The following is a 20969-nucleotide window of genomic DNA, read 5'->3' as shown; positions in this document are numbered from 1 at the left end:
ATCGCCCGGCGCTGGACCGTGCCCGGTGTTCGCGGGATCCGTCTCGGAGGAACCGTGTCCACTCGCATCGTCCTACCGGCCCGCGCCCGAACCCACCTCAGCGCAGCCGGAATCCACCTCGCCCGCGGCGGTCGCGCCGTGCTCACCGGCGTCGACCTGGCGGTTTCCCCGGGTGACCGGCTCGGCGTGGTGGGCGGCAACGGCGCAGGCAAGACCACCTTGCTGCAAGTGCTCGCGGGGAACCTCGTTCCCGACAGCGGCACCGTGCACCGGGTCGGCACCTTCGGCGTCGCGGACCAGGAGATCCCGGTCGACGACGGGCGCACCGTCGGCGACCTCATCGGCATCGAGCTCGCCGACGCGCGCCGAGCCCAGCAGGAGTTCGAAGCGGCGACCGCGGCACTGGTCGAGGAGCGTCCCGGCGCCGACGAGCAGTACGCCGAAGCGCTGGCCGCCGCGGAGGCCCTCAACGCCTGGGACGCCGAGCGCCGGGTCGACATCTCGCTGGCCGCGCTCGGCGCCGTCGCCGACCGCGCCCGGCCGCTGGCCGCGCTGTCGGTCGGCCAGCGCTACCGGGTGCGGTTGGCCTGCCTCCTCGGCGCCGGGCACGACCTGCTGCTGCTCGACGAGCCGACGAACCACCTCGACGCGGCCGGACTCGAACACCTGACGGCGCGGCTGCGGGAACACCCGGGCGGCGTCGTGCTCGTCAGCCACGACCGCGCGCTGCTCGCCGACGTCGTCACCTCGGTGCTCGACCTCGACCCGACCAGGGACGGACGCCCGCGGACCTACGGCGGCGGGTATGCCGGTTACCAGCAGGACAAGCGTGCCGAACGCGAGCGCTGGGAGAACGAATACCGCGCACAGCAACGCGAACACCAGCGGCTCGCCGACGACCTCTCGGCGGCGCAGGACCGCCTGTCCACCGGGTGGCGACCGGAGAAGGGCACCGGCAAGCACACCCGCGCCACGCGGGCGCCCGCGCTCGTGCGGGCGGTCCACCGGCGGCAGGAAGACCTCGACGCACACCGCGTGGACGTGCCCGCGCCGCCACTGCGCTTCCAGGCCCCGGAACTCGGGAACATGCCAGGGGTTCCGCTCCTGCACGCCGACGAGGTGACCCTGCGCGGGCGGTTGGAGCGCCCCCGGTCGCTGCTGCTTCGATCCGGCGATCGCCTCGTCGTCACCGGCCGCAACGGGGCCGGGAAGTCGAGTCTGCTTTCGCTGCTGGCCGGTGAGCTCCAGCCGACGTCGGGTGCCGTGGTGCGCAACGCCGCCGCGCGGGTCTCGTGGCTCGCGCAGGAATCGCCGGCTGCGGCACGGCTGGCCGCCGGCGAGGCGTACCAGCGGGCCGTCGACGAGCTCGCCGTGTCCGGGCTGATCGACGGCGACGCGATCCCGTTGCCGGAGCTCGGGCTGCTGCCCGATGCCGCCGCCGGCCGGCCGGTCGCCGAGTTGTCGATCGGTCAGCAACGCCGGCTGCAGCTCGCGATCGCGCTGGCCGCACGGCCGCACGTGCTGCTGCTCGACGAGCCGACGAACCACCTGTCGATGACGCTGGTCGAAGAGCTCACGGATGCGCTGACCACGACCACGGCCGCGATCGTGGTCGCCACCCACGACAGGCAGTTGTTGCGCGACACCGCGAACTGGCCGCGGTTGCAGCTCTGACCGCCTCGCGCGGCTCCACCCGCACCGGGGTGGAGCCGCGCCTCACCGCTTGTCCGCGGGCACGGCGTCACCGGCCGGGGCGTTGCTGCGGCCGTAGTGGTGCGTGGTGAACATGTAGATCACGCCGATGCCGACGACGATTCCGCCGGAGAGCAGCACGATGTAGTTGTCGTACCAGGCGGCCTGCGGCGTTCGCGGCCACGAGATGTTCACCATCGCGCCGATGCCGTAGGCCAGCGCCACGACGTTGACCAGGAGCCCCCACCGGCCGAGGGTGAACTCGCCGGTCGGCCGCCAGCCCTTCAGCCGCGCGCGCAGGGCGGCGAACACGACCATCTGGAACGCCAGGTAGATCCCCAGGATCGCGAACGAGACGATCTTGGTGAGCGCGTCGGTGGAGATCAGCGACCCCACCGCGATGAGCGCCGGGACCACGCCGGCCAGCAGGAGCGCGTACGGCGGCACGTGACGGGCGTGGGAGAAGCGGCGCAGCAGCTTGTAGCCGATGATCATCTCGTCGCGGGCGTAGGAGTAGGTCAGCCGCCCGGCCGCCGCCTGCAGGCTGATCGTGCAGGACAGGAACGAGATCAGCACCACGCTCATCACCGCCCGCGCGCCCGTCTCGCCGAAGGCGCTGTTGAGCACGTTGATCAGCGGATCGGCGTCTTCGCCGGAGATGACCTTGCCGAAGTCGGGCACCGCCAGCAGCAGGGTCAGGCAGGCGAACGTCGCGGCAGCACCGCCGATGTAGATGGTGCGCCGCATCGCCTTCGGCACGTTGCGGCCCGGGTGCGGGACTTCTTCGGCGGTGTCGCCGCACGCCTCGAAGCCGTAGTACTGGTAGAAGCCGATGATCGCGGCCGCGAGGAACACCGGCAGGTAGGGGCCGGACCCGCCGGCGCCGAAGTTGTCGAACAGCACCCCCAGGCCGTGGAAGCGGTGGGTCGTCAGCAGCCAGACGCCCACGAACAGCGCGCCCAGCAGTTCGGCGGTGAACCCGATGATCGCGGCCATCGACAGCACCTTCGTGCCGCCGTAGTTGATCAGGGTGGCCACCACGATCAGCGCGACGGTGCACAGCACGTTGTTGATGACCGTCGGGTGGAAGCCGAACAGCAGGGCGATGTAGGGCCCGGCGCCGTAGGCGACGCTCGTGATCGTCACCAGCAGTGCCATCAGGTAGACCCAGCCGGACATCCACGCCCAGCGCTTTCCCCACAGCCGCCGGGACCAGGGGTAGATGCCGCCCGCCAGCGGGTACTGCGCGACGACCTCCCCGAACACCAGGGCGACCAGGAACTGCCCGGCGCCGGCGAGCAGGAAGCTCCAGATCATCGGCGGCCCGCCGGCGGCCAGCGCGACCCCGAACAGCGTGTAGGTGCTCACCACCGGCGACAGGTAGGTGAACCCGAGGGCGAAGTTCGCCCACAGGCTCATGTCCCGGCGGAATTCCGTGGCGTAACCGAGCTCGCTCAGCCGCGCGTCGTCGCTGCCGGCTTTGCTGTCCGAAGTGGATATCGCGGCCCCCTCGGTCGGACTCGGACCGGGTCGGCCGTGGGTTCACGCTCGCGCTCGAACGGATAGCCGAACGCCGGGCGACGCCCCGCGAACCGGTCCCGTTCGCTCACGAACAAGTCGGGCACCCGGACCAATTTCGTGAACGCGGATACCGGAAATAGTCCTCCGCCGCCCGGCGTCTAGCTAGTCGAACCCCGCAGGTCACGCACCGTGTTGCCGAACGCGGCGCGCAGCCCCTCGCCGAAGACGTCGGCCGCGGCGGTGACGGGTGCCGCTGACCGAGCGTCCGGTCACCGTTGGTCTCCACGTCCACGTGGTACGAGCCCGAGGCGGTGATGATCTTCGACCGCACCAGGTAGGCGATGCAGAGCGCATCGTGCGCGGGCACGGCAGCCGCCTCCCCGGCCGCTATTCCAGTCCACGTTGGACGGTGCCCTGCTCCTCTTCGAGCATGGTCGTGAACGCCTCGTCGGAGAGTTCGCGGGGATCCGCGGTTTCGTGCTCTGGCATTCCTCCCCCTACTGGTGAGTGCGTCGCGCGGTGACGGTCCGGTGGACCAGGCGGGCCGCGGTCCGGGCGGTGCGGTTGTCGATGTCGAGCCCGGGATTGAGCTCCGCGACGTCGCAGAGCGCCAGCTTGCCGCTGGCCGCCACCCGCTCGCACACGTGCTGGATCGTCTCCAGCGGGACGCCGTAGGCCGCCGGGGCGCTGACGCCGGGCGCCACCGCCGCGGGCAGCACGTCGAGGTCGATCGTCAGGTAGACCACGTCGCAGCCGGTCAGGAACCGGTCCACGAACCCGTCCACGGCGGCCAGGTTCGCCGGGCCGCAGTGGTCGTCGAGCAGGTAGTCCACGCCCAGCTCGTCGGCGGTGTCGAACAGGGCTTTGGTGTTGCTCGGCTGGCTGATGCCCAGCACCGCGTAGTGCAGGTGCTCGCCACGCTGCCGCTCCCGGTCGGCCATCTGCCGGAACGGCGTGCCGGAGCTCGGTGTCTCGTCGGCGCGGAGGTCGAAGTGCGCGTCGAGGTTGAGCACGCCGAGCTTCGCGCCGGAGCGCACCCGCGCCGATTCCGCGATGCCGAGGTAGCTGCCGTAGGCGATCTCGTGGCCGCCGCCGAAGACGACGACGAACCGGCCGTCGTCGAGCAGGTCCGTCACGGCCCGGCCGAGCCGTTCCTGCCCGGCTTCCAGCGCACCGCCGGTGACCTCGACGTCGCCCGCGTCCACGGCTCGCGCCGGCGCGGGCAGCGCCATCGAGGCCAGCGCCTCGCGGATGGCGCGCGGGCCGTCCGCCGCGCCCTGGCGGCCCTTGTTGCGGCGGACGCCTTCATCGCTGCGGAACCCGAGGAACGCGACGTCCGCCGCTCCCCCGGCGCCGACGACGTGGTGCCACCTGAGGTGTTCGGGCCCCGGTCCGTCGTCGCGGCCGCTCCAGCGCTGCGGCGCGCGGTTCACCGCCTCAACGATCACTTTCCCACTCCTGCAAGTCCAATGTGTACCAGGGCCGCACTCAGCGAAGCCGCAGGCCGGCGTCGGGCAAGCGGCGCAGCCGCGGGTTTTCAGAGGTCGCCTCGCGAGGCCAGCCCCGACGCCGCGTATTGGACATACGCAAGTCGGGGATCCCACAGCCGAGGCGGCCTCTGAGGTTCCGCTACCCGCACCGCCGCGCAAAACGAGCCCGGAGACCCTCTTAGAGCATCGGGATCCGCACGCCGCGCTCCCTGGCGACGTCGGTCGCGTGCTGGTAGCCGGCGTCGACGTGGCGCAGCACGCCCATGCCCGGGTCGTTGGTGAGCACCCGGGTCAGCTTCTCGGCGGCCAGCTCGGTGCCGTCGGCGATGCAGACCTGCCCGGCGTGGATCGAGCGCCCCATGCCGACGCCGCCGCCGTGGTGGATCGACACCCACGACGCACCCGAGGCGGTGTTGACCAGCGCGTTCAGCAGCGGCCAGTCGGCGATCGCGTCGGAGCCGTCCAGCATCGACTCGGTCTCCCGGTAGGGCGAGGCGACCGAACCGGAGTCGAGGTGGTCGCGGCCGATGGCGACCGGGGCGGACAGCTCGCCGGAGGCGACCATCTCGTTGAACTTCAGGCCGGCGCGGTGCCGCTCGCCGTAGCCCAGCCAGCAGATCCGGGCGGGCAGGCCCTCGAAGGCGACCCGCTCGCCGGCCATCGTCAGCCACCGGTGCAGGTGCTCGTTCTCCGGGAACAGCTCCATGATCGCCTTGTCGGTGGCCGCGATGTCCGCGGGGTCACCGGACAACGCCGCCCACCGGAACGGGCCGAGGCCCTCCTCGAACAGCGGCCGGATGTGCGCGGGCACGAACCCCGGGAACGCGAAGGCCCGGTCGTAGCCTGCCTTGCGGGCCTCGTCCCGGATGGAGTTGCCGTAGTCGAAGACCTCGATGCCCTTGTCAAGGAAGCCCACCATCGCCTCGACCTGGGCGGCCATCGACTTGCGGGACCGCTCGGTGAACGCCGCCGGGTCCTGCTCCGCCAGCGCGGCCCACTCGTCGAGCTCGACGCCCACGGGCAGGTAGGAGAGCGGGTCGTGCGCGGAGGTCTGGTCGGTGACGATGTCGATCGGCGCGTCCATCTCCAGCAGCTTCGGGAACACCTCGGCGGCGTTGCCCAGCAGCCCGATCGACAGCGGCTTGCGCTGGTCCCGGGCCTCCACCGCGAGCCGCAGCGCGTCGTCGATGTCGTCGGCGCGAACGTCGAGGTAGCGGTGGGCGATGCGGCGCTCGATGCGCGAGGGGTCGCACTCCACGCAGATCGCCACGCCCTCGTTCATGGTCACCGCCAGCGGCTGCGCGCCGCCCATGCCGCCGAGCCCGGCGGTCAGCGTGATGGTGCCGGCGAGGGTGCCGTCGAAGCGCTTGCGGGCGACCGCGCCGAAGGTCTCGTAGGTGCCCTGCAGGATGCCCTGGCTGCCGATGTAGATCCACGACCCGGCGGTCATCTGGCCGTACATCGTCAGGCCCAGGGAGTCGAGGCGGCGGAACTCCTCCCAGTTCGCCCAGTCGCCCACCAGGTTGGAGTTGGCGATCAGCACCCGGGGCGCCCACTCGTGGGTGCGCAGCACGCCGACCGGCTTGCCGGACTGCACCAGCAGCGTCTCGTCCTTCTCCAGGGTCTTGAGCGTCTCGGTGATCGCGTCGAAGGCCGCCCAGCTCCGCGCCGCCTTGCCGGTGCCGCCGTAGACGACCAGGTCGTCGGGGCGTTCGGCGACCTCGGGGTCGAGGTTGTTCATCAGCATCCGCAGGGCGCCTTCCTGCTGCCAGCCGCGGCAGTTCAGGTCGGTGCCGCGCGGGGCGCGGACGGTGCGGGCGTCTTCGTTGGTCATGTGCTGCTCCAGGTTCGAGCCGTTCTCGTTGGTCCCATCAGACCCCGCACCGCGCCCGGCCGACAGCACGGAGCCGGGTCTTTCTCGGATCCGAGACACCTGCTTCCGGCGCTCAGGCGACCGGGCGCGGCTCGCGGCCGGAGATGGCCGCCGTCAGCGCGGCGGCGCCGCCGCGCATCGCCTCGCCGACCACGGCCGGTTCGTGGCGCTCGTGGAACCGGCTCCACGTGGTGCTCAACGCCGCCACCGGCCGTCCACTGTGGTCGAACACCGCGGCGCCCACGGAGCGCAGGCCGGGCGCGACCAGCTCCACCTCCTCCGACCAGCCGCGCTCCCGGTCGACCGCCAGCCCCTCCCCCAGCTCCGCCAGGGTCCGGGGACCGCGGCCGGTGCGGGTGATGAAGTCGCTGCGGTGCGGGAACAGGGCGCGGATCTGCGCTTCGGTGCTGCCGGCGAGGATCGCGCGGCCGTTGGCGGTCAGGTGCGCGGGCAGCCGCACCCCGACGTCGGTGATCAGCGAGACGTCGGCGCCGGAGGTCGGCTGCTCCTTCAGCAGGTACACCGTTTCCGCGCCGTGCAGGATGCCGAGGTGCACGGTCTGCCCGAGGCTGCGGGCCAGCCGGCGCAGGATCGGCGCGGCCCGCCGCTCCAGCGGCTCGTGCCGGAGGTAGGCGGAGCCGATCTCGAACGACACCACCCCGAGCCCGTAGGCCTGCTCCGCCTCCAGGTACACCACGAATCCCTTGTCCACCAGGACGGAAAGGATGTGGTACAGCGACGAGCGCGGAATGCCGAGATCCCGGGCGAGGCTCGCCGCGCGCACGGGCCCGGGTCCTTCGGCGAGCCGGACGAGGACGTCCAGCGCTCGCCCGACGGCCGGTGACGCGCTCGACTCGGCCACCTCATGCACCTCCCGCGACGGGACGGTTCTCGCGGATCCGGTTGCGCATCGCCGCCCAGTAGATCGCGCCGGGCACGACCAGCCCGAGCAGCCACGCGATGTCCGCGCCGCCGAGCTGCGGAACCATGAAGCCGGTGAAGACCTTGTCCACGTTGGAGAATGGGATCTGCACGGCGATGCCGAAGAAGTAGGCGACCAGCGCGGGAACGCACCAGCGGCCGTAGCGGCCGTTCGGGTCGTACATCGCGTCGAGGTCGTAGTCCTCCTTGCGCAGGAAGTAGAAGTCGACCAGGTTGATCGCGCTCCACGGCGTGAGGAAGTACAGCAGGAAGTGCAGGAACAGCACGAAGTTCGACAGGAAGTCACCGCGCCCCAGCACCGCGAGCACGCCGCCGAGGACTCCGACGAACGCGATGTAACCGATCCGGGCCCCTTGCGAGAGCACCGCCCTGCGGGTGAACGCGGTCAACGTGGTGGCGACCGTCATGTAGCCGCCGTAGATGTTGAGCACGTTGATGGTGAGCTTGCCCAGCGCGATGGCCAGCAGCAGCGGCAGCACCAGCGCCTCGCCGCCGAGTCCCACCACGTAGGTCACCTCGTGGCCCTTGAACTCCTTGCCCGCCACCGCGTAGGCGAGCGCGCCGAAGGACATCGCCCACGTCGCGCCGAGCGCGGTGCCGCCGTAGGTCCACCAGAACGTCGCCCGGATCGAGGTGCTCGCCGGCAGGTACCGGGAGGTGTCCGCGACGTACGGGCCGAAGGTGAGCTGCCAGGACGCGGTCAGCGACAGCGCGAGCAGGAACGCGGGCAGGTCGAGTTCCGCGTTCGCCAGCACCGGCCCGAGGTCGTGCGTGGTGACCAGCCGGAACGTCAGGTACACGAACACCACGACCGACACCAGCGACGCGAGCCAGCCGAAGCGGTGGATCAGCCGGTATCCGGCGATCGCGATCAGCGCCGACAGCGCCGCGTAGAGCAGGATGCTGGCGTCCACCGGCAGCCCGGTGATCGCGGCCAGCGCCTGGCCGCCCAGCACGTTGCCGCTGGCGAAGTAGCCGAGGTACATCAGCACGACCAGGACCAGCGGCAGCACCGCGCCGTACACGCCGAACTGCGCCCGGCTCTGGATCATCTGCGGGATGCCGAGCTTCGGCCCCTGCGCGGCGTGCAACGCCATCGGGATGCCGCCGATGGCGTTGCCCAGCGCGATGGCCGCCAGCGCCCACAGCGGGTGCAGGCCCACGAGCACGGTCAGCGCGCCGGTCACGGCCGAGGTGATCTGCATGTTGCCGGCGAACCACAACGTGAACAGGCTGCGCGGGTTGCCGTGCCGCTCGCCGTCGGGGATCGGGTCGATCGATCTGCGCTCGACCTGCAACGATCCGGCCATTCGCCCTCCTCGCACCACGGAATTCGTTCGTTCCATTAGTCGCCGCGCGGGTGCCCGGAGCAATCCCCGGCCGGAAGCAGTTGTCCAGGATGACAGACAGTCCGGGCGCGGGAGGGGTCACGCCCCTCCCGCGCCCGGAAGTGCTGCCTGCGAACGGGTCTCAGTCGAGAGCGCCGACGACTTCCTCGACGGCGTCGACCAGTGCGCCGGACCGGCACAGCTCGACGGCGGCCTCCATCTCCGGCGCCAGGTGCCGGTCGGCGCCGGGACCGGCGACGTGCTGCCGGATGCGGTCGCGCACGGCTGCGGTGGCGGGCGACGGGCTCAGCGGCTGCCGCATGTCCATGGCGCGCGCCGCGGTGAGCGCTTCGATCGCCAGGACGCGGGTGAGGCCGTCGACGGCGCGGCGGAGCTTGCGGGCCGCGGACCAGCCCATCGAGACGTGGTCCTCCTGCATGGCCGAGGACGGGATCGAGTCGACGCTGGCCGGGACGGCGAGGCGCTTGAGTTCGGAGACGATCGCGGCCTGGGTGTACTGGGCGATCATGTGACCGCTGTCGACGCCGGGGTCGTCCGCGAGGAACGGCGTCAGGCCGTGGTTGCGGGCGGGGTCCAGGAACCGGTCGGTCCGGCGCTCGCTGATGCTGGCCAGGTCCGCGGCGACGATGGCGAGGAAGTCCAGCACGTAGGCGACGGGGGCGCCGTGGAAGTTGCCGTTGGACTCCACTCGGCCGTCGGGGGTGACCACGGGGTTGTCCACGGCGCTGGCGAGCTCGACCGCCGCGACCGACTCGGCGTGGGCGAGGGTGTCGCGGACACCGCCGGCGACCTGCGGCGCGCAGCGCAGCGAGTAGGCGTCCTGCACGCGGTTGCAGTCGGGGCCGGCGTGGCTGGCCACGATGCCCGAGCCGGCGAGCACGCGCCGCATGTTGGACGCGGCGGCGGCCTGGCCGGGATGCGGGCGCAGTTCCTGCAGGTCGGCGGCGAAGACGCGGTCGGTGCCGAGCTGGGCCTCCACGCTCATGGCGGCGGTGATGTCGGCCAGCTTCACCAGCTTGCGCAGGTCGTGGCAGGCCAGCACGAGCATGCCGAGCATGCCGTCGGTGCCGTTGATCAGCGCGAGCCCTTCCTTCTCGGCGAGCTCGACCGGGGTGATCCCGGCGGCGGCGAGGGCTTCCGCGGCGGGCAGCGAGCGGCCGTCGGCGTCCCGCACGGTGCCTTCGCCCATGAGGGCGAGCGCGGCGTGCGCGAGCGGCGCGAGGTCGCCGGAGCAGCCCAGGCTGCCGTACTCGTGGACCACCGGCGTGATCCCGGCCGACAGCATCGCGGCGTAGGCGTCGGCGATCTCGGGGCGCACGCCGGTGCGGCCGGTGGCCAGGGTGGACAGGCGCAGCAGCATCAGCCCGCGGACGACCTCCCGCTCGACCTCCGGGCCGCTTCCGGCGGCGTGCGAGCGGACGAGGCTCTTCTGCAGCTGGCGGCGCAGTTCCACCGGGATGTGGCGGGTCGCGAGCGCGCCGAACCCGGTGGAGATCCCGTAGACCGGCTTCGGTTCTTCGGCGAGGCGCTCGATCCGGCCGCGGGTGTCCGCGAGGGCTTGGCGGGCCTCACCGGAGAGCTCGACCCGCGCGCCGCCGCGGGCGACGCGGACGACGTCGGCCGGGCTGACGGGGCCGACTCCCACGACCACCGGCTGGGCGGTGGTGTCCGCGCTGGCTTCAGTGCTGCTGAGAATGCTCAATGTCGTTCTTCCTCGTGAGTTGGGGCGTCGCGCTCGCTTCATCCGGCTGGTGGCGCCAGACGAAGCATAGGGTTGTCTATACAGCTGCCTGTCCGGTGGTCAGCCGGTCCCGGCCTCGGACGCGGCGAGCCGGTCGTCGTCGGAGCTCCCGCCGGCGGCCTTGCGGCGGCCGACGCCGAGCTTGTAGAAGATCGTGAGAACGGCGAGCCACACGGCGCCGACGATGAGCGCCACGCGGGTGTCCGCGGAGAACGCCAGCAGCACGAAGACGAAGACCAGGAAGGCGATCGCCGCGATCTGCGCGTACGGCCACAGCGGCGACGGGAACTTGAGCGCCGACGCCTCGGCCGGGCTCATCTTCCGGCGGGCCTGGAAGTGCGCCAGCATGATCATCAGCCACACCCAGACCGTGGCGAAGGTCGCGATGGAGGCGATGATCGTGAAGATGTCCTCCGGGACGACGTAGTTGAGCACCACGCCGATCAGCAGCGCGCCGGTCATGATGACCACGGTCATCCAGGGCACGCCGTTGCGCGAGACCCGGCCCATGATCGCCGGCGCCTGACCGCGCTCGGCCATGCCGAACAGCATGCGGCCCGCGCCGAAGATGTCGCTGTTGATCGCCGACAGCGCGGCGGTGATCACCACGACGTTGAGGACGGTCGCCGCCGAGGTCAGCCCGAGGCCCTCGAAGATCTGCACGAACGGGCTGCCCGAGGAGCTGATCGACTGCCACGGGGTGATCGACATGATGACGCCGATGGTCAGCACGTAGAACAGCAGCACGCGCACCGGAACGCTGTTCACCGCGCGCGGGATGGTCTTGTGCGGCTCGTCGGCCTCCCCCGCGGTGACGCCGATGATCTCGGTGCCGCCGAAGGCGAACATGACCACGGCGAAGGACATCAGGAATCCCTCGATGCCGTTGGGGAAGAACCCGCCGTGCGACCACAGGTTGCTCACGCCGGTCTCCGCGTGGGCGCCGCTGAAGCCGAAGGCGAGGACGGCGATGCCGCCGAGGATCATCGCGACGATCGCGGCGATCTTCACCACGGAGAACCAGAATTCGAGCTCGCCGAAGACCTTGACGCTCAGCAGGTTCACCGCGCCGATGACGAACAGCGTGGCCAGCACCCAGATCCACCGCGGCACGTCGGGGAACCAGAATCCCATGTAGACGGCCAGCGCGGTGACGTCGGCGATGCAGACGATGATCATCTCGAAGGTGTAGGTCCAGCCGGTCAGGAAGCCCGGCAGGCGCCCCAGGTGCCGACTGGCGTACTCGCCGAACGAGCCGGGCACCGGGTCGGCCACGGCCATCTCGCCGAGCGCCCGCAGCACCACGAAGACCACGGCACCGCCGATCAGGTAGGCCAGCAGCACCGAAGGGCCGGCCTGGCTGATCGCCTCGGAAGAGCCGTAGAAGAGACCGGTGCCGATGGCCGAACCGAGGGCGATGAAGCGGATGTGCCGTGCCGAGAGGCCACGGGTCAGTGCCGCCGCGCCTTTTCTCACCTTTTCCTCCCTGCGGGAACCACGTTGTCCCCTCCGTTGCAACCGGAACCGCCGGCTGTGCTGCCGGGCACAATCCGAGGCGGTGCGATATGTATAGTGCTGTATATACAACTCGTCAAGAGGTCGGCCCGAAATCCGGGCGGAGCGCGCGGAGAAACCGGACAAACGCTGGTGAACAGGGACGATCCGGGGATCAGGTCGCGTCGAAGGTGCCTTCGAGCCGGTATCGCGAACCGGGGTGCAGCAGCCGGGCGGTGCTCACGAGCCGCCCCTCCGACCAGGTGCGCCGGTGGATCAGCAGGCACGGCTCGGCTTCCGCGATGCCCAGCAGCGCGCAGTCCTCGGCGGTGCCCAGCACGGCCTCGACGACGTGTTCGCCCTTGCCCAGCGGCGCGATCCGCGACAGGTAGCTGTTCGGCGTCTGCGTGGCGAAGTCCTGGTCGAGGTAGTCCGGGGCGAGCTCGGGGTTGACGTGGCGGTCCTCGAGCTGGATCGCGATCTCGTCCTCGAAGTGCACCACGACCGAGTGGAACACCGGCCGCCCCTCGGTGATCCCGAACAGGCGGTGCATCCGCAGGTCGGCGGGTTCCTCCCGCAGCAGCACCACGTCGGTCCGGTGCCGGTGCCCGCGCCGCTGGACCTCGTCGGCGATGTTGCGCACCTCGTACAGCGCGGAGCTGCTCTTGCGCTCGGCGACGAAGGTCCCCACGCCGGCGAGCCGGACGATCAGCCCCTCCGAGCTCAGCTCGCGCAGCGCCCGGTTGATGGTCATCCGCGACAGCCCCAGCGCGTTCACCAGCTGGCTCTCCGACGGCAGCAGCTCGCCCTCGGACCACCGCCCGGAGCCGATCTGCTCGATGATCACGTCCTTGAGGCGGCGGTAGGCGGGCGCGGACTCGCGGCGGCTCTCGCGGAACAGCACGGCCACGTCCAACGCATCAATGGCCACCGGCACCGCCCACCTCGGAGATCGATCATCAGCCCGCGCCCAGTTTATCCCGCCCCCGGAACTCGCCGGGAGCTGCGGCTACGGCTTGCGGGCCACTCCGCCGGTCATGAAGCGGGCCGCGATGGACGTGGCGTCGGTGACGGGCGTGTCCGGCCGCCACAGCGGCAACGGCACGATCCCGGGCGTGAGCAGCTCCAACCCGGTGAAGAACCGGGCGAGCTCGGCCGGCGTCCGGACCCGTCCCGTGCCCAGCTGGGACAGCAGCACGCGCTCCAGCTCCGCCGACTCCGGCGCGTCGCCGAGCCGCGTGAAGTTGGTGATGAAGAAGAACGAGCCCGGCGCGACCGCCTCGCGCAAGGCGTCGACGATGCCGTTGGGGTCCTCCTCGTCGAGGAGGTGGTGCAGGATGCCGCACAGCATCACGCACACCGGCCGCTCGAAGTCGATCAGCTCGCGCACGTCGGGGTGGTCCAGCACCTCGCCTGGCCGGCGGATGTCGGCGGTGGCCACCCGCGTGTTCGCGTCGTTGGCCAGGATGGCGCGACCGTGCGCGAGCACGATGGGATCGATGTCGACGTACACGACGCGAGCCTCGGGGTTCGCCTCCTGCGCGACCTCGTGCGTGTTCCGCGCGGTCGGCAGCCCCGACCCGAGGTCCAGGAACTGGGTGATCCCCTCGTCGGCGGCGAGGTGCCGCACCACGCGGTGCAGGATGGCGCGGTTGTGGATCGCGATCTCCTTCAGCTCCGGCATCACCGCGAGGCTCGCCTCGGCCACCGCCCGGTCCGCGGAGTAGTTGTCCTTGCCGTTGAGCATCACGTCGTAGACGCGGGCCGCGGTGGGCACGCCGGTGTCCAGCTCCGCGGAGGGACCGACGACAGCCTCTCGATCGCGTGCCCAGCTCATGTGATCAGAAGACATCGGAACTCCCTCGACGCGAAAAGAACGCCGACATCGTAACCGCCCGGCCACACATGGTCATCAGCGTGTCGATCACGAACAGGGCACGCTCGGCAGAACCTCGAACCGCCCCGGAAACCCGCCAGCCCGTGCGCAGAAGAGCCCGCCGACCGGTGCTTTCGCGGCGGTCGGCGGGCTCTTCGGCGCCTCAGTCGTCCAGGAGGTCCTCGATCGTGATCGGGATGTGGCGGACCCGGGTTCCCGTGGCGTTGTAGATCGCGTTGGCCACCGCCGCCGCCATGCCCACCGTGCCGATCTCGCCCAGGCCCTTCGCCCCGACCGCGTTGTGCAGCGTGTCCGGGTACCGGACGAAGTGGACGTCGGCGTCCGGGATGTCGGCGTTCACCGGGACCAGGTAGCCCGCGAAGTCGCCGTTGGCCAGGCGGCCGCTGTCCTCGATCTCCAGGCCCTCGTGCAGCGCCGCCGACACGCCCCAGATCATCCCGCCGAGCGCCTGGCTGCGGGCCGCCTTCTCGTTGATGATCCGGCCGCAGTCGAACACGCCGAGCATCCGCGACAGGCGGGCCTCCCGCGTCCACTTGTGCACGCGGACCTCGCAGAACTGGGCGCCGAACGAGCTGAACGAGTGCTTCGTCAGCTCCTCGCCGGGCGCCGAGGAACCGATCGCGGAGACCGATGAGCGACCCACCGCACGCAGCAGTTCACCGAACTCCATCGCGCGGCCGTCGCCGGCCAGCACCCGGCCGTCCTCGTAGGACACCTCCGCGCCCTCGAACGGCGCGCCCGGCGACGACGCCACCGCCAGCAGTGCGTCGATCACCTCGGTCGCCGCGATCATGACGGCCGAACCCGCGCTCGCCGTGCCGGTCGAGCCGCCGGACATGCCGCCCGACGGCAACGCCGAGTCGCCCAGCCGCGGCGTGATCCGCTCGACCGGAATCGCCAGCGATTCCGCGCCCACCAACGACAGGACGGTCAGCAGGCCGGTGCCCGGGTCCGAGCCGCTGGTCGCCACCACGGCCGTGCCGTCGGCCCGCAGGGTGATCTCGACGCTGGCCGGGAACCGCAGCGCCGGGAACATCGCGGTGGCCACGCCCATGCCCACGAGCCAGTCGCCGTCGGTGCGTCCGCCGGGCGAGCGGTCCGCCCAGCCGAACCGCTCCGCGCCGGTCTGGAAGCACTCGTCGAGGTGCTTGCTGGACCACTGCAGGTCCTTGCCGGGCGGCGCGATCGAGTTGTTCCGCAGGCGCAGTTCGATCGGGTCCACGCCCAGCTCGACCGCCAGCTCGTCGATCGCGCTCTCCAGCGCGAAGGACCCGGGCGCCTCCCCCGGCGCCCGCATGAACGTCGTCGGCGGGATGTTCAGCGGCACGATCTTCTGGCTGACGGCCAGGTTCTGGGTCGCGTACCACTCCCGCGAGGTGCCGTGCGAGGTCGGCTCCACGAACGACCGGTCCGTCGGCGTGGTGCACCACGACTCGTGGCGCAGCGCGATCAGCGTGCCATCGGAGTCCGCGCCGAGGGAGATCTTCTGCAGCGTCGCCGGGCGGGTCGCCGTCGCGGTGAAGACCTGTTCCCGGGTGAGCGCGGCCTTCACCGGCCGGCCGAGGGCCTTGGCCGCGGCCGCCGCCAGGAATGCCGGGGTAGAGGTGCGGGCCTTGCCGCCGAAAGCGCCGCCCACGAAGGGGTTCAGCGCGCGGACCGACGCGCGGTCCAGGCCCAGCGCCCCGGCGATGTCGGCGGCCTGCAGGTCCGAGCCCTGGTTCCCGCTGTAGATGGTCAGGACGCCGGCGTCCCACACCGCGACCGCGGAGTGCGGTTCCATCGCGGCGTGGTTCTGGGTGGCGGTGCGGTAGGTCGCCTCGATGCGCACCGGGCTCGCCCCCAGCGCGTCCTCGATGGACTCGACGCCGTCCGCGAGGACCGTGATGTCCTCGTTGGACGGTGCGTCCTCGGCCGCGGCGAGGCCGTCCTCGAACGAGGTCAGGGCGGGCCGGACCCGGTAGGAGACCTCGACCAGCATCGCCGCGTCCCGCGCCTGCTCGAAGGTCTCCGCCACCACGAAGCCGATCGGCTGGCCGTAGTAGGTGACTTCGCGGTCCTGCAGCGGAACCCACATCTCGCCGAAGAGCGGGGAATTCGGCTTTCGCAGGTCCAGCGGGTCGAACGGCGTGTACACGCCGAGCACGCCGGTTGCGCTCTTCGCCGCCGTGACGTCCATGGCCTCGACCTCGCCGTGCGCGATCGCGCTGAGCACGACGTACCCGTAGGCCATGCCGGGGAAGTTGTTGTCCGCGCCGTACTTCGCCTGCCCGGTGACTTTCAGCGGGCCGTCCAGCCGACTGGTCACAGGCGGCTCCCTTCGGTCAGTTCGAGCAGTGCGCGGACCACGGTCCGCTTCAGCAGGGAAACCTTGAAAGCGTTGCCGGACAACGGCCGAGCGCCGTCGGCGGCCAGGGACGCCGCGGCCTCGAAGGACTCCGGCGTCGCGGGCGCGCCGCGCAGGGCCTCCTCGACCGCGGGCAGCCGCCACGGCACGGTCGCCACGCCGCCGACCGCCACCCGGGCGTCGGCGATGTGCCCGTCCTGGACGTCCAGCGCGACCGCTGCGGAGCAGAGCGCGAACTCGTAGGACTGCCGGTCGCGCACCTTGACGTACGTGGAGCGCGACGCCCAGTCCAGTCGCGGCACCACGACCTCGCCGATCAGCTCGCCGGGGCGCAGATCGTGCTCCGCCTCCGGCGAATCGCCCGGCAGGCGGTAGAAATCGGCCAGCTTCGCGGTGCGGCTCCCGGCGGCGCTGAGCAGCCGGACCTCCGCGTCGAGCGCGACCAGCGCGACCGCCAGGTCGCTGGCGTGCGCTGCCGCGCACGAGTCGCTGGTGCCCAGGACCGCGTGCATCCGGTTCGCGCCCGAGATCGCCGGGCATCCGCTGCCCGGCTCCCGCCGGTTGCAGGGCATGGTGACGTCGCGGAAGTACGTGCACCTGGTGCGCTGCATCAGGTTCCCGCCGATGCTGGCCATGTTGCGCAGCTGCTGGGAGGCGCTCTGCAGCAGCGCCCGGGAGATCGCCGGGTACACGCCGGGGTGCTCGGCGACGTCGCTCATCCGCTCCAGCGCGCCGATGCGCAGCCCGTCGCCGGTGTCGATGCCCCGCAGCGGGAGCTCGTTGATGTCCTGGACCTGTTGCGGCGCGAGGACGTTGAGCTTCATCAGGTCGACGAGGGTGGTGCCGCCGGCCAGGAACGTGCCGGGCGAGGCGAGCGCCGCTTCGACGGTCGTCGGTGCCGTGAGTTCAAAGGGACGCATCGGCCTGCCTCGCTTGTTCGATCGCCGCGACGATGTTCGGGTAGGCAGCGCAGCGGCAGATGTTGCCGGACATGAACTCCCGGACGTCCTCGACGCCCTGCTCGACCGCGGCGACGGCCGACATGACCTGACCGGACGTGCAGAACCCGCACTGCAGGGCGTCCTGGTCGACGAACGCCTGCTGGACCGGGTGCAGCTCGCCGCCGTCGGAGAGGCCCTCCACCGTCGTCACCGGTCGCTTCACGGTGGCGGCGAGGGTGAGGCACGAGAGCACGGGCCTGCCGTCGACGTGCACGGTGCAGGCACCGCACTGGCCGCGGTCGCAGCCCTTCTTCGGGCCGGTGACGCCGAGGTTCTCCCGCAATGCGTCCAGCAGCGTCACGCCGGGATCGACGTTCAGCCGTTCGGCCCTGCCGTTGACTTCGAGTGAGATGTCCACTTGATCTCTTCCCCGCCGGTCGCCCATGCAGGACGACCGCAGCGGTGTCGCTTGTGGTGGTGGGAGCAGAACTGGGACCATCGCCGAAACCGGATATTCATCCGTTTCGGCCCCTCCTCGACGCTAGCGGATACTTATCCGCTCTGCAAGGACGGCATCACCCCCGAAGGTAGCCGCAGGTCGACGGCCGGTTGTGCACTACATTCCAGGGAAGGACGCGGCAGCCAACCGGGAGGGACGATGACGACGGGCTCGGTCAGTTCCCGACGCGCGGACACCCGGCGCAACCACGAGCGCATCCTCACCGCGGCGGCGAAGTCGCTGGCCGGTTCGGGAGCGGTTTCGTTCAACGCCATCGCGAAGCAGGCCGGCGTGGGCGTCGGCACGGTGTACCGGCACTTCCCCACCCCGGAGGCGCTCGTCCTGGCCGTGTACCGGCGCGAGCTGCAGCACCTCGTCGACGTCGTCCCGAGCCTGCTCCGGCAACACCCGCCGGAACAGGCGTTCCGGATCTGGACGGCCGACCACCTGACGCATTACATGATGACCAAACGAGGCCTGGCCGGAGCCCTCGGCGCGGCCACGTCGTCGCACGGCGAAATGTTCGCGAAGGCCCACGAGGCCATGGTCGGCGCGGTCGCCACGCTGCTGGAGGCCAACGTCGAGGCCGGGACCGTCCGCGCCGACCTGGACCCGGAGACGGTCCTGCGCGGGCTCGGCGGCCTGCTCTACCTCGACCCCCGCGACGACTGGCGGGGCCCGACCGAGAAGCTCGTCGACCTGCTGTGGCGGGGCATGTGCGCGGGAACGTGCCACCCCGATGGCGACGGCCGGCCGGCCTGACTCGCCAAGCGCCTCGCCTTGCGGTCGCCCGACCGATCATCGTCCTGAATGGACATGCGCACCTCCGATCCGCACCCGGCCGACCGCAAGGTCGACAGGCCCTCGGGCACCAACTGGTGCAACGTGGGACAACGGCTGCCATGGCGGACCTGGCACTCCGGTGGCTCGAAGGAGCGCGACATGCTCAGCTCGAACATTCTCTTCCCGGCCGACAAGATCCACGAGCCGTGGACCGGTCACGACACCCAGACCCTCGTCGTGGCGGCGATCGGGATCGCCATCGTGGTGCTGCTGATCGTCGTGGCGAAGATGCACGGCTTCCTCGCGCTGACCATCGGGTCCTTCTTCGTCGGGATCGGGTCCGGCATCGAGCTGGACAAGGTCGCCGGCTCGTTCGAGAAGGGCGTTGGCGACGTGCTCGGCAGCGTCGGCGTGCTGATCGTGCTCGGTGCGATGCTCGGCAAGCTGCTCGCCGACTCGGGCGGGGCCGACGAGATCGTGGACAAGATCATGACCGGGGGTCGCCGCGGGCTGCCGTGGCGAATGGCCCTGATCGCCTTCATCATCGGCATCCCGATGTTCTTCGAGATCGGCCTCGTTCTGCTGATCCCCGTCATCATGCTGACGATCCGCCGGTCCAGGCTGCCCGCGATGTACCTGGCGATCCCGGCTCTCGCCGGCCTCTCCGTCCTGCACGGCTTCATCCCCCCGCATCCGGGGCCGCTGGTGGCGATCGCGAACCTGCACGCCAACGTCGGCGTCACCCTCGCCATCGGCCTGATCATCGCGGTCCCCACCGTGATCGTCGCCGGACCGCTGTACGGCATGGTGGCGGCGCGCCTGGTGCCCATCGGTGCCCGCGGAGCGGGCGGAAACCTCATCGGACCCGGGTCGGGCGCAGGCTCTCCGGGCGGTGGCGAGGACGGCGGCGGGTCCGGAACGGCGCCGGGCGAGCCGGAGCGCACGCGTCGCCCGAGCTTCACCTGGACCCTCATCACGGTTCTCACCCCGGTGGTGCTGATGCTGGTCCGCGCTGCGGCCGACGTGTGGATGAGCGAAACCGCGTGGATCTACCCGTTCCTGCAGTTCATCGGGGAACCGATCGTGGCGTTGCTGATCGCCGTGCTGCTGGCGATGGTGACGTTCGGCATCGGTGTCGGATTCACGCCGGTCACGCTGACGACGAAGCTGGGCGTGAGCCTGATGCCGATCGTCGGCGCCACGATGATCGTCGGGGCCGGCGGCGGCTTCAAGCAGGTGCTCGTGGACGGTGGCGCCGGCACCGCGATCGGGAAGCTCGCCGTGGCAGCGAGCCTGTCCGCGCTGCTGCTCGGCTGGATGGTGGCGGTGCTGGTGCGGCTGGCGACCGGGTCGGCCACGGTGGCGACCGTGACCGCGTCGGGCATCGTGGCCCCCTTCGCCGCCGGTCTGCCGCCAACGCAACTGGCTCTGGTCGTGCTGGCCATCGGTGCCGGCTCCCTGTTCTTCTCCCACGTCAACGATGCCGGCTTCTGGCTGGTCAAGGAGTACTTCGGCATGACCATCGGCCAGACCATCAAGTCCTGGTCGGTGATGGAGACGATCATCTCCGTGGTCGGCCTCGCCCTGACGCTCCTGCTGTCGACGTTCCTCTAGCGCCCTGGGCAGCAGGCGTTCTTCACCCGCACGCGTGGGGCACTGCAACTAGCATGACGGGGGCGACCCTGGGGCCGCCCCCGTCCACCGGTCGTCGCCCCGGCGAAAGCTGGGGAAACCTACCCAGGAAGTGCTCATGTGCCGCAGCATCAAGACGCTCCGCCCGCCGTACGCCGAAGACGTCACCGAAGTGGACATCCGGGCGGCCGCGTTGCAGTACGTCCGCAAGATCTCCGGGTTCCGCAAGCCCGCCGCGCACAACGAGGCAGCCTTCGAGCAGGCGGTGGACGACATCGAGAAGGCCACCGCGAAGCTGCTGGCGTCCCTGGAGGTCCGCGGCTCCCGGTGACGGCCGCCCGTCAGGAGTCGAGCAGGGCGATGTCGGACGGGTGCTGGGCCAGCGGGGTCACCTCGATGGTCATGTACGGGAACAGCGGCAGGTTCCAGAGGATCTCGTGCAGCCGCTCGTTGTCGGCCACGTCGAAGACGCTGAGGTTCGAGTACTGCCCGACGCAGCGCCAGAGGTGCACCCACTCCCCGCCCTGCTGCAACTTCTGCGAGTAGGCCTTCTCCCGCGCGAGCGTGTCGGCCTTCACCGCCGGATCCATCTCGACCGGGAGGTCGACGTCCATCTTCACCGCGAACAGCACGGTCAGTCCTTCCTGAGATTCCTCGCCCCGGTGCGGGGCGCCCTCGACCAAATTACTCGGCGAGGCGGCGCCTCATCTCGTTCGATTGAGCCTTTTTCATCCTGGTCGGCCCGCAGCCGCGGGTCGCAAAGCCACACGT

At 70.9% G+C, this 20969-nt stretch carries 17 protein-coding genes; 4 read left to right on the top strand and 13 right to left on the bottom strand.

From position 1 onward, the window contains the following. The first annotated feature begins 54 nt into the window (after positions 1–54). On the top strand, positions 55–1674 hold the full coding sequence (locus tag ACWEV3_RS03165; RefSeq protein WP_452612298.1) for an ABC-F family ATP-binding cassette domain-containing protein: 1620 nt from the start codon (positions 55–57) through the stop codon (positions 1672–1674). Positions 1675–1716: 42 nt separating this feature from the next. Here ACWEV3_RS03165 and ACWEV3_RS03160 read toward each other — a convergent pair whose 3' ends face one another. The 12 genes from ACWEV3_RS03160 to ACWEV3_RS03105 all read right to left on the bottom strand — a co-directional run bounded on the left by ACWEV3_RS03160 (position 1717) and on the right by ACWEV3_RS03105 (position 17702). Further along, positions 1717–3111 carry an APC family permease gene (locus ACWEV3_RS03160; RefSeq protein WP_452612297.1) on the bottom strand — a complete coding sequence of 465 codons (1395 nt, stop codon included), beginning with the start codon at positions 3109–3111 and terminating at the stop codon, positions 1717–1719. Positions 3112–3710: 599 nt separating this feature from the next. Further along, positions 3711–4661 (bottom strand): formimidoylglutamase, encoded by a 951-nt coding sequence (hutG, locus tag ACWEV3_RS03155; RefSeq protein WP_452612296.1) that lies wholly within the window; start codon positions 4659–4661, stop codon positions 3711–3713. 220 nt (positions 4662–4881) lie between these two features. Next, on the bottom strand, positions 4882–6537 hold the full coding sequence (gene hutU / locus ACWEV3_RS03150; protein ID WP_452612295.1) for a urocanate hydratase: 1656 nt from the start codon (positions 6535–6537) through the stop codon (positions 4882–4884). Between the two features lie 112 nt (positions 6538–6649). Continuing rightward, entirely contained in the window at positions 6650–7438 is a 789-nt protein-coding gene (locus tag ACWEV3_RS03145) for an IclR family transcriptional regulator (RefSeq protein WP_452612294.1), read from the bottom strand. A gap of 1 nt (position 7439) precedes the next feature. After that, on the bottom strand, positions 7440–8828 hold the full coding sequence (locus ACWEV3_RS03140; protein WP_452612293.1) for a purine-cytosine permease family protein: 1389 nt from the start codon (positions 8826–8828) through the stop codon (positions 7440–7442). 160 nt (positions 8829–8988) lie between these two features. Further along, positions 8989–10611 (bottom strand): histidine ammonia-lyase, encoded by a 1623-nt coding sequence (gene hutH / locus ACWEV3_RS03135; protein ID WP_452612292.1) that lies wholly within the window; start codon positions 10609–10611, stop codon positions 8989–8991. Positions 10612–10668: 57 nt separating this feature from the next. Continuing rightward, complete coding sequence (locus ACWEV3_RS03130) at positions 10669–12084, bottom strand: amino acid permease (protein WP_452612291.1); 1416 nt, start codon at positions 12082–12084, stop codon at positions 10669–10671. A 193-nt stretch (positions 12085–12277) separates the two neighbouring features. Beyond that, complete coding sequence (gene hutC / locus ACWEV3_RS03125) at positions 12278–13033, bottom strand: histidine utilization repressor (RefSeq protein ID WP_452612290.1); 756 nt, start codon at positions 13031–13033, stop codon at positions 12278–12280. 78 nt (positions 13034–13111) lie between these two features. After that, complete coding sequence (locus tag ACWEV3_RS03120; protein ID WP_358300447.1) at positions 13112–13939, bottom strand: SAM-dependent methyltransferase; 828 nt, start codon at positions 13937–13939, stop codon at positions 13112–13114. Positions 13940–14141: 202 nt separating this feature from the next. Further along, complete coding sequence (locus tag ACWEV3_RS03115) at positions 14142–16304, bottom strand: xanthine dehydrogenase family protein molybdopterin-binding subunit (protein ID WP_452612289.1); 2163 nt, start codon at positions 16302–16304, stop codon at positions 14142–14144. Further along, positions 16301–17263 (bottom strand): FAD binding domain-containing protein, encoded by a 963-nt coding sequence (locus tag ACWEV3_RS03110; protein ID WP_452612288.1) that lies wholly within the window; start codon positions 17261–17263, stop codon positions 16301–16303. The genes ACWEV3_RS03115 and ACWEV3_RS03110 overlap by 4 nt, the downstream gene beginning before the upstream one ends. Beyond that, complete coding sequence (locus ACWEV3_RS03105; protein WP_452612287.1) at positions 17250–17702, bottom strand: (2Fe-2S)-binding protein; 453 nt, start codon at positions 17700–17702, stop codon at positions 17250–17252. The genes ACWEV3_RS03110 and ACWEV3_RS03105 overlap by 14 nt, the downstream gene beginning before the upstream one ends. Positions 17703–17942: 240 nt before the next feature. Between ACWEV3_RS03105 and ACWEV3_RS03100 the strand changes: the two genes are divergently transcribed. From ACWEV3_RS03100 to ACWEV3_RS03090, 3 genes are all read left to right on the top strand, one after another. Then, entirely contained in the window at positions 17943–18545 is a 603-nt protein-coding gene (locus ACWEV3_RS03100; RefSeq protein ID WP_452612286.1) for a TetR/AcrR family transcriptional regulator, read from the top strand. Between the two features lie 180 nt (positions 18546–18725). Then, complete coding sequence (locus ACWEV3_RS03095; protein ID WP_452612649.1) at positions 18726–20180, top strand: GntT/GntP/DsdX family permease; 1455 nt, start codon at positions 18726–18728, stop codon at positions 20178–20180. Between the two features lie 136 nt (positions 20181–20316). Further along, positions 20317–20529 (top strand): DUF2277 domain-containing protein, encoded by a 213-nt coding sequence (locus ACWEV3_RS03090; RefSeq protein ID WP_132483828.1) that lies wholly within the window; start codon positions 20317–20319, stop codon positions 20527–20529. A 10-nt stretch (positions 20530–20539) separates the two neighbouring features. On the opposite strand, the gene catC is transcribed toward ACWEV3_RS03090, so the two are convergent. Then, the gene (gene catC, locus ACWEV3_RS03085; protein ID WP_452612285.1) at positions 20540–20830 is read right to left on the bottom strand and encodes a muconolactone Delta-isomerase; all 291 of its coding nucleotides are present in this window, start codon (positions 20828–20830) and stop codon (positions 20540–20542) included. Positions 20831–20969 lie beyond the last annotated feature (139 nt).

The sequence above is a fragment of the Saccharopolyspora sp. NPDC003752 genome (genome assembly GCF_053605825.1).
Note: the sequence above shows the minus strand (reverse complement) of the source record. Positions and strands in the feature narration are given on the sequence as shown.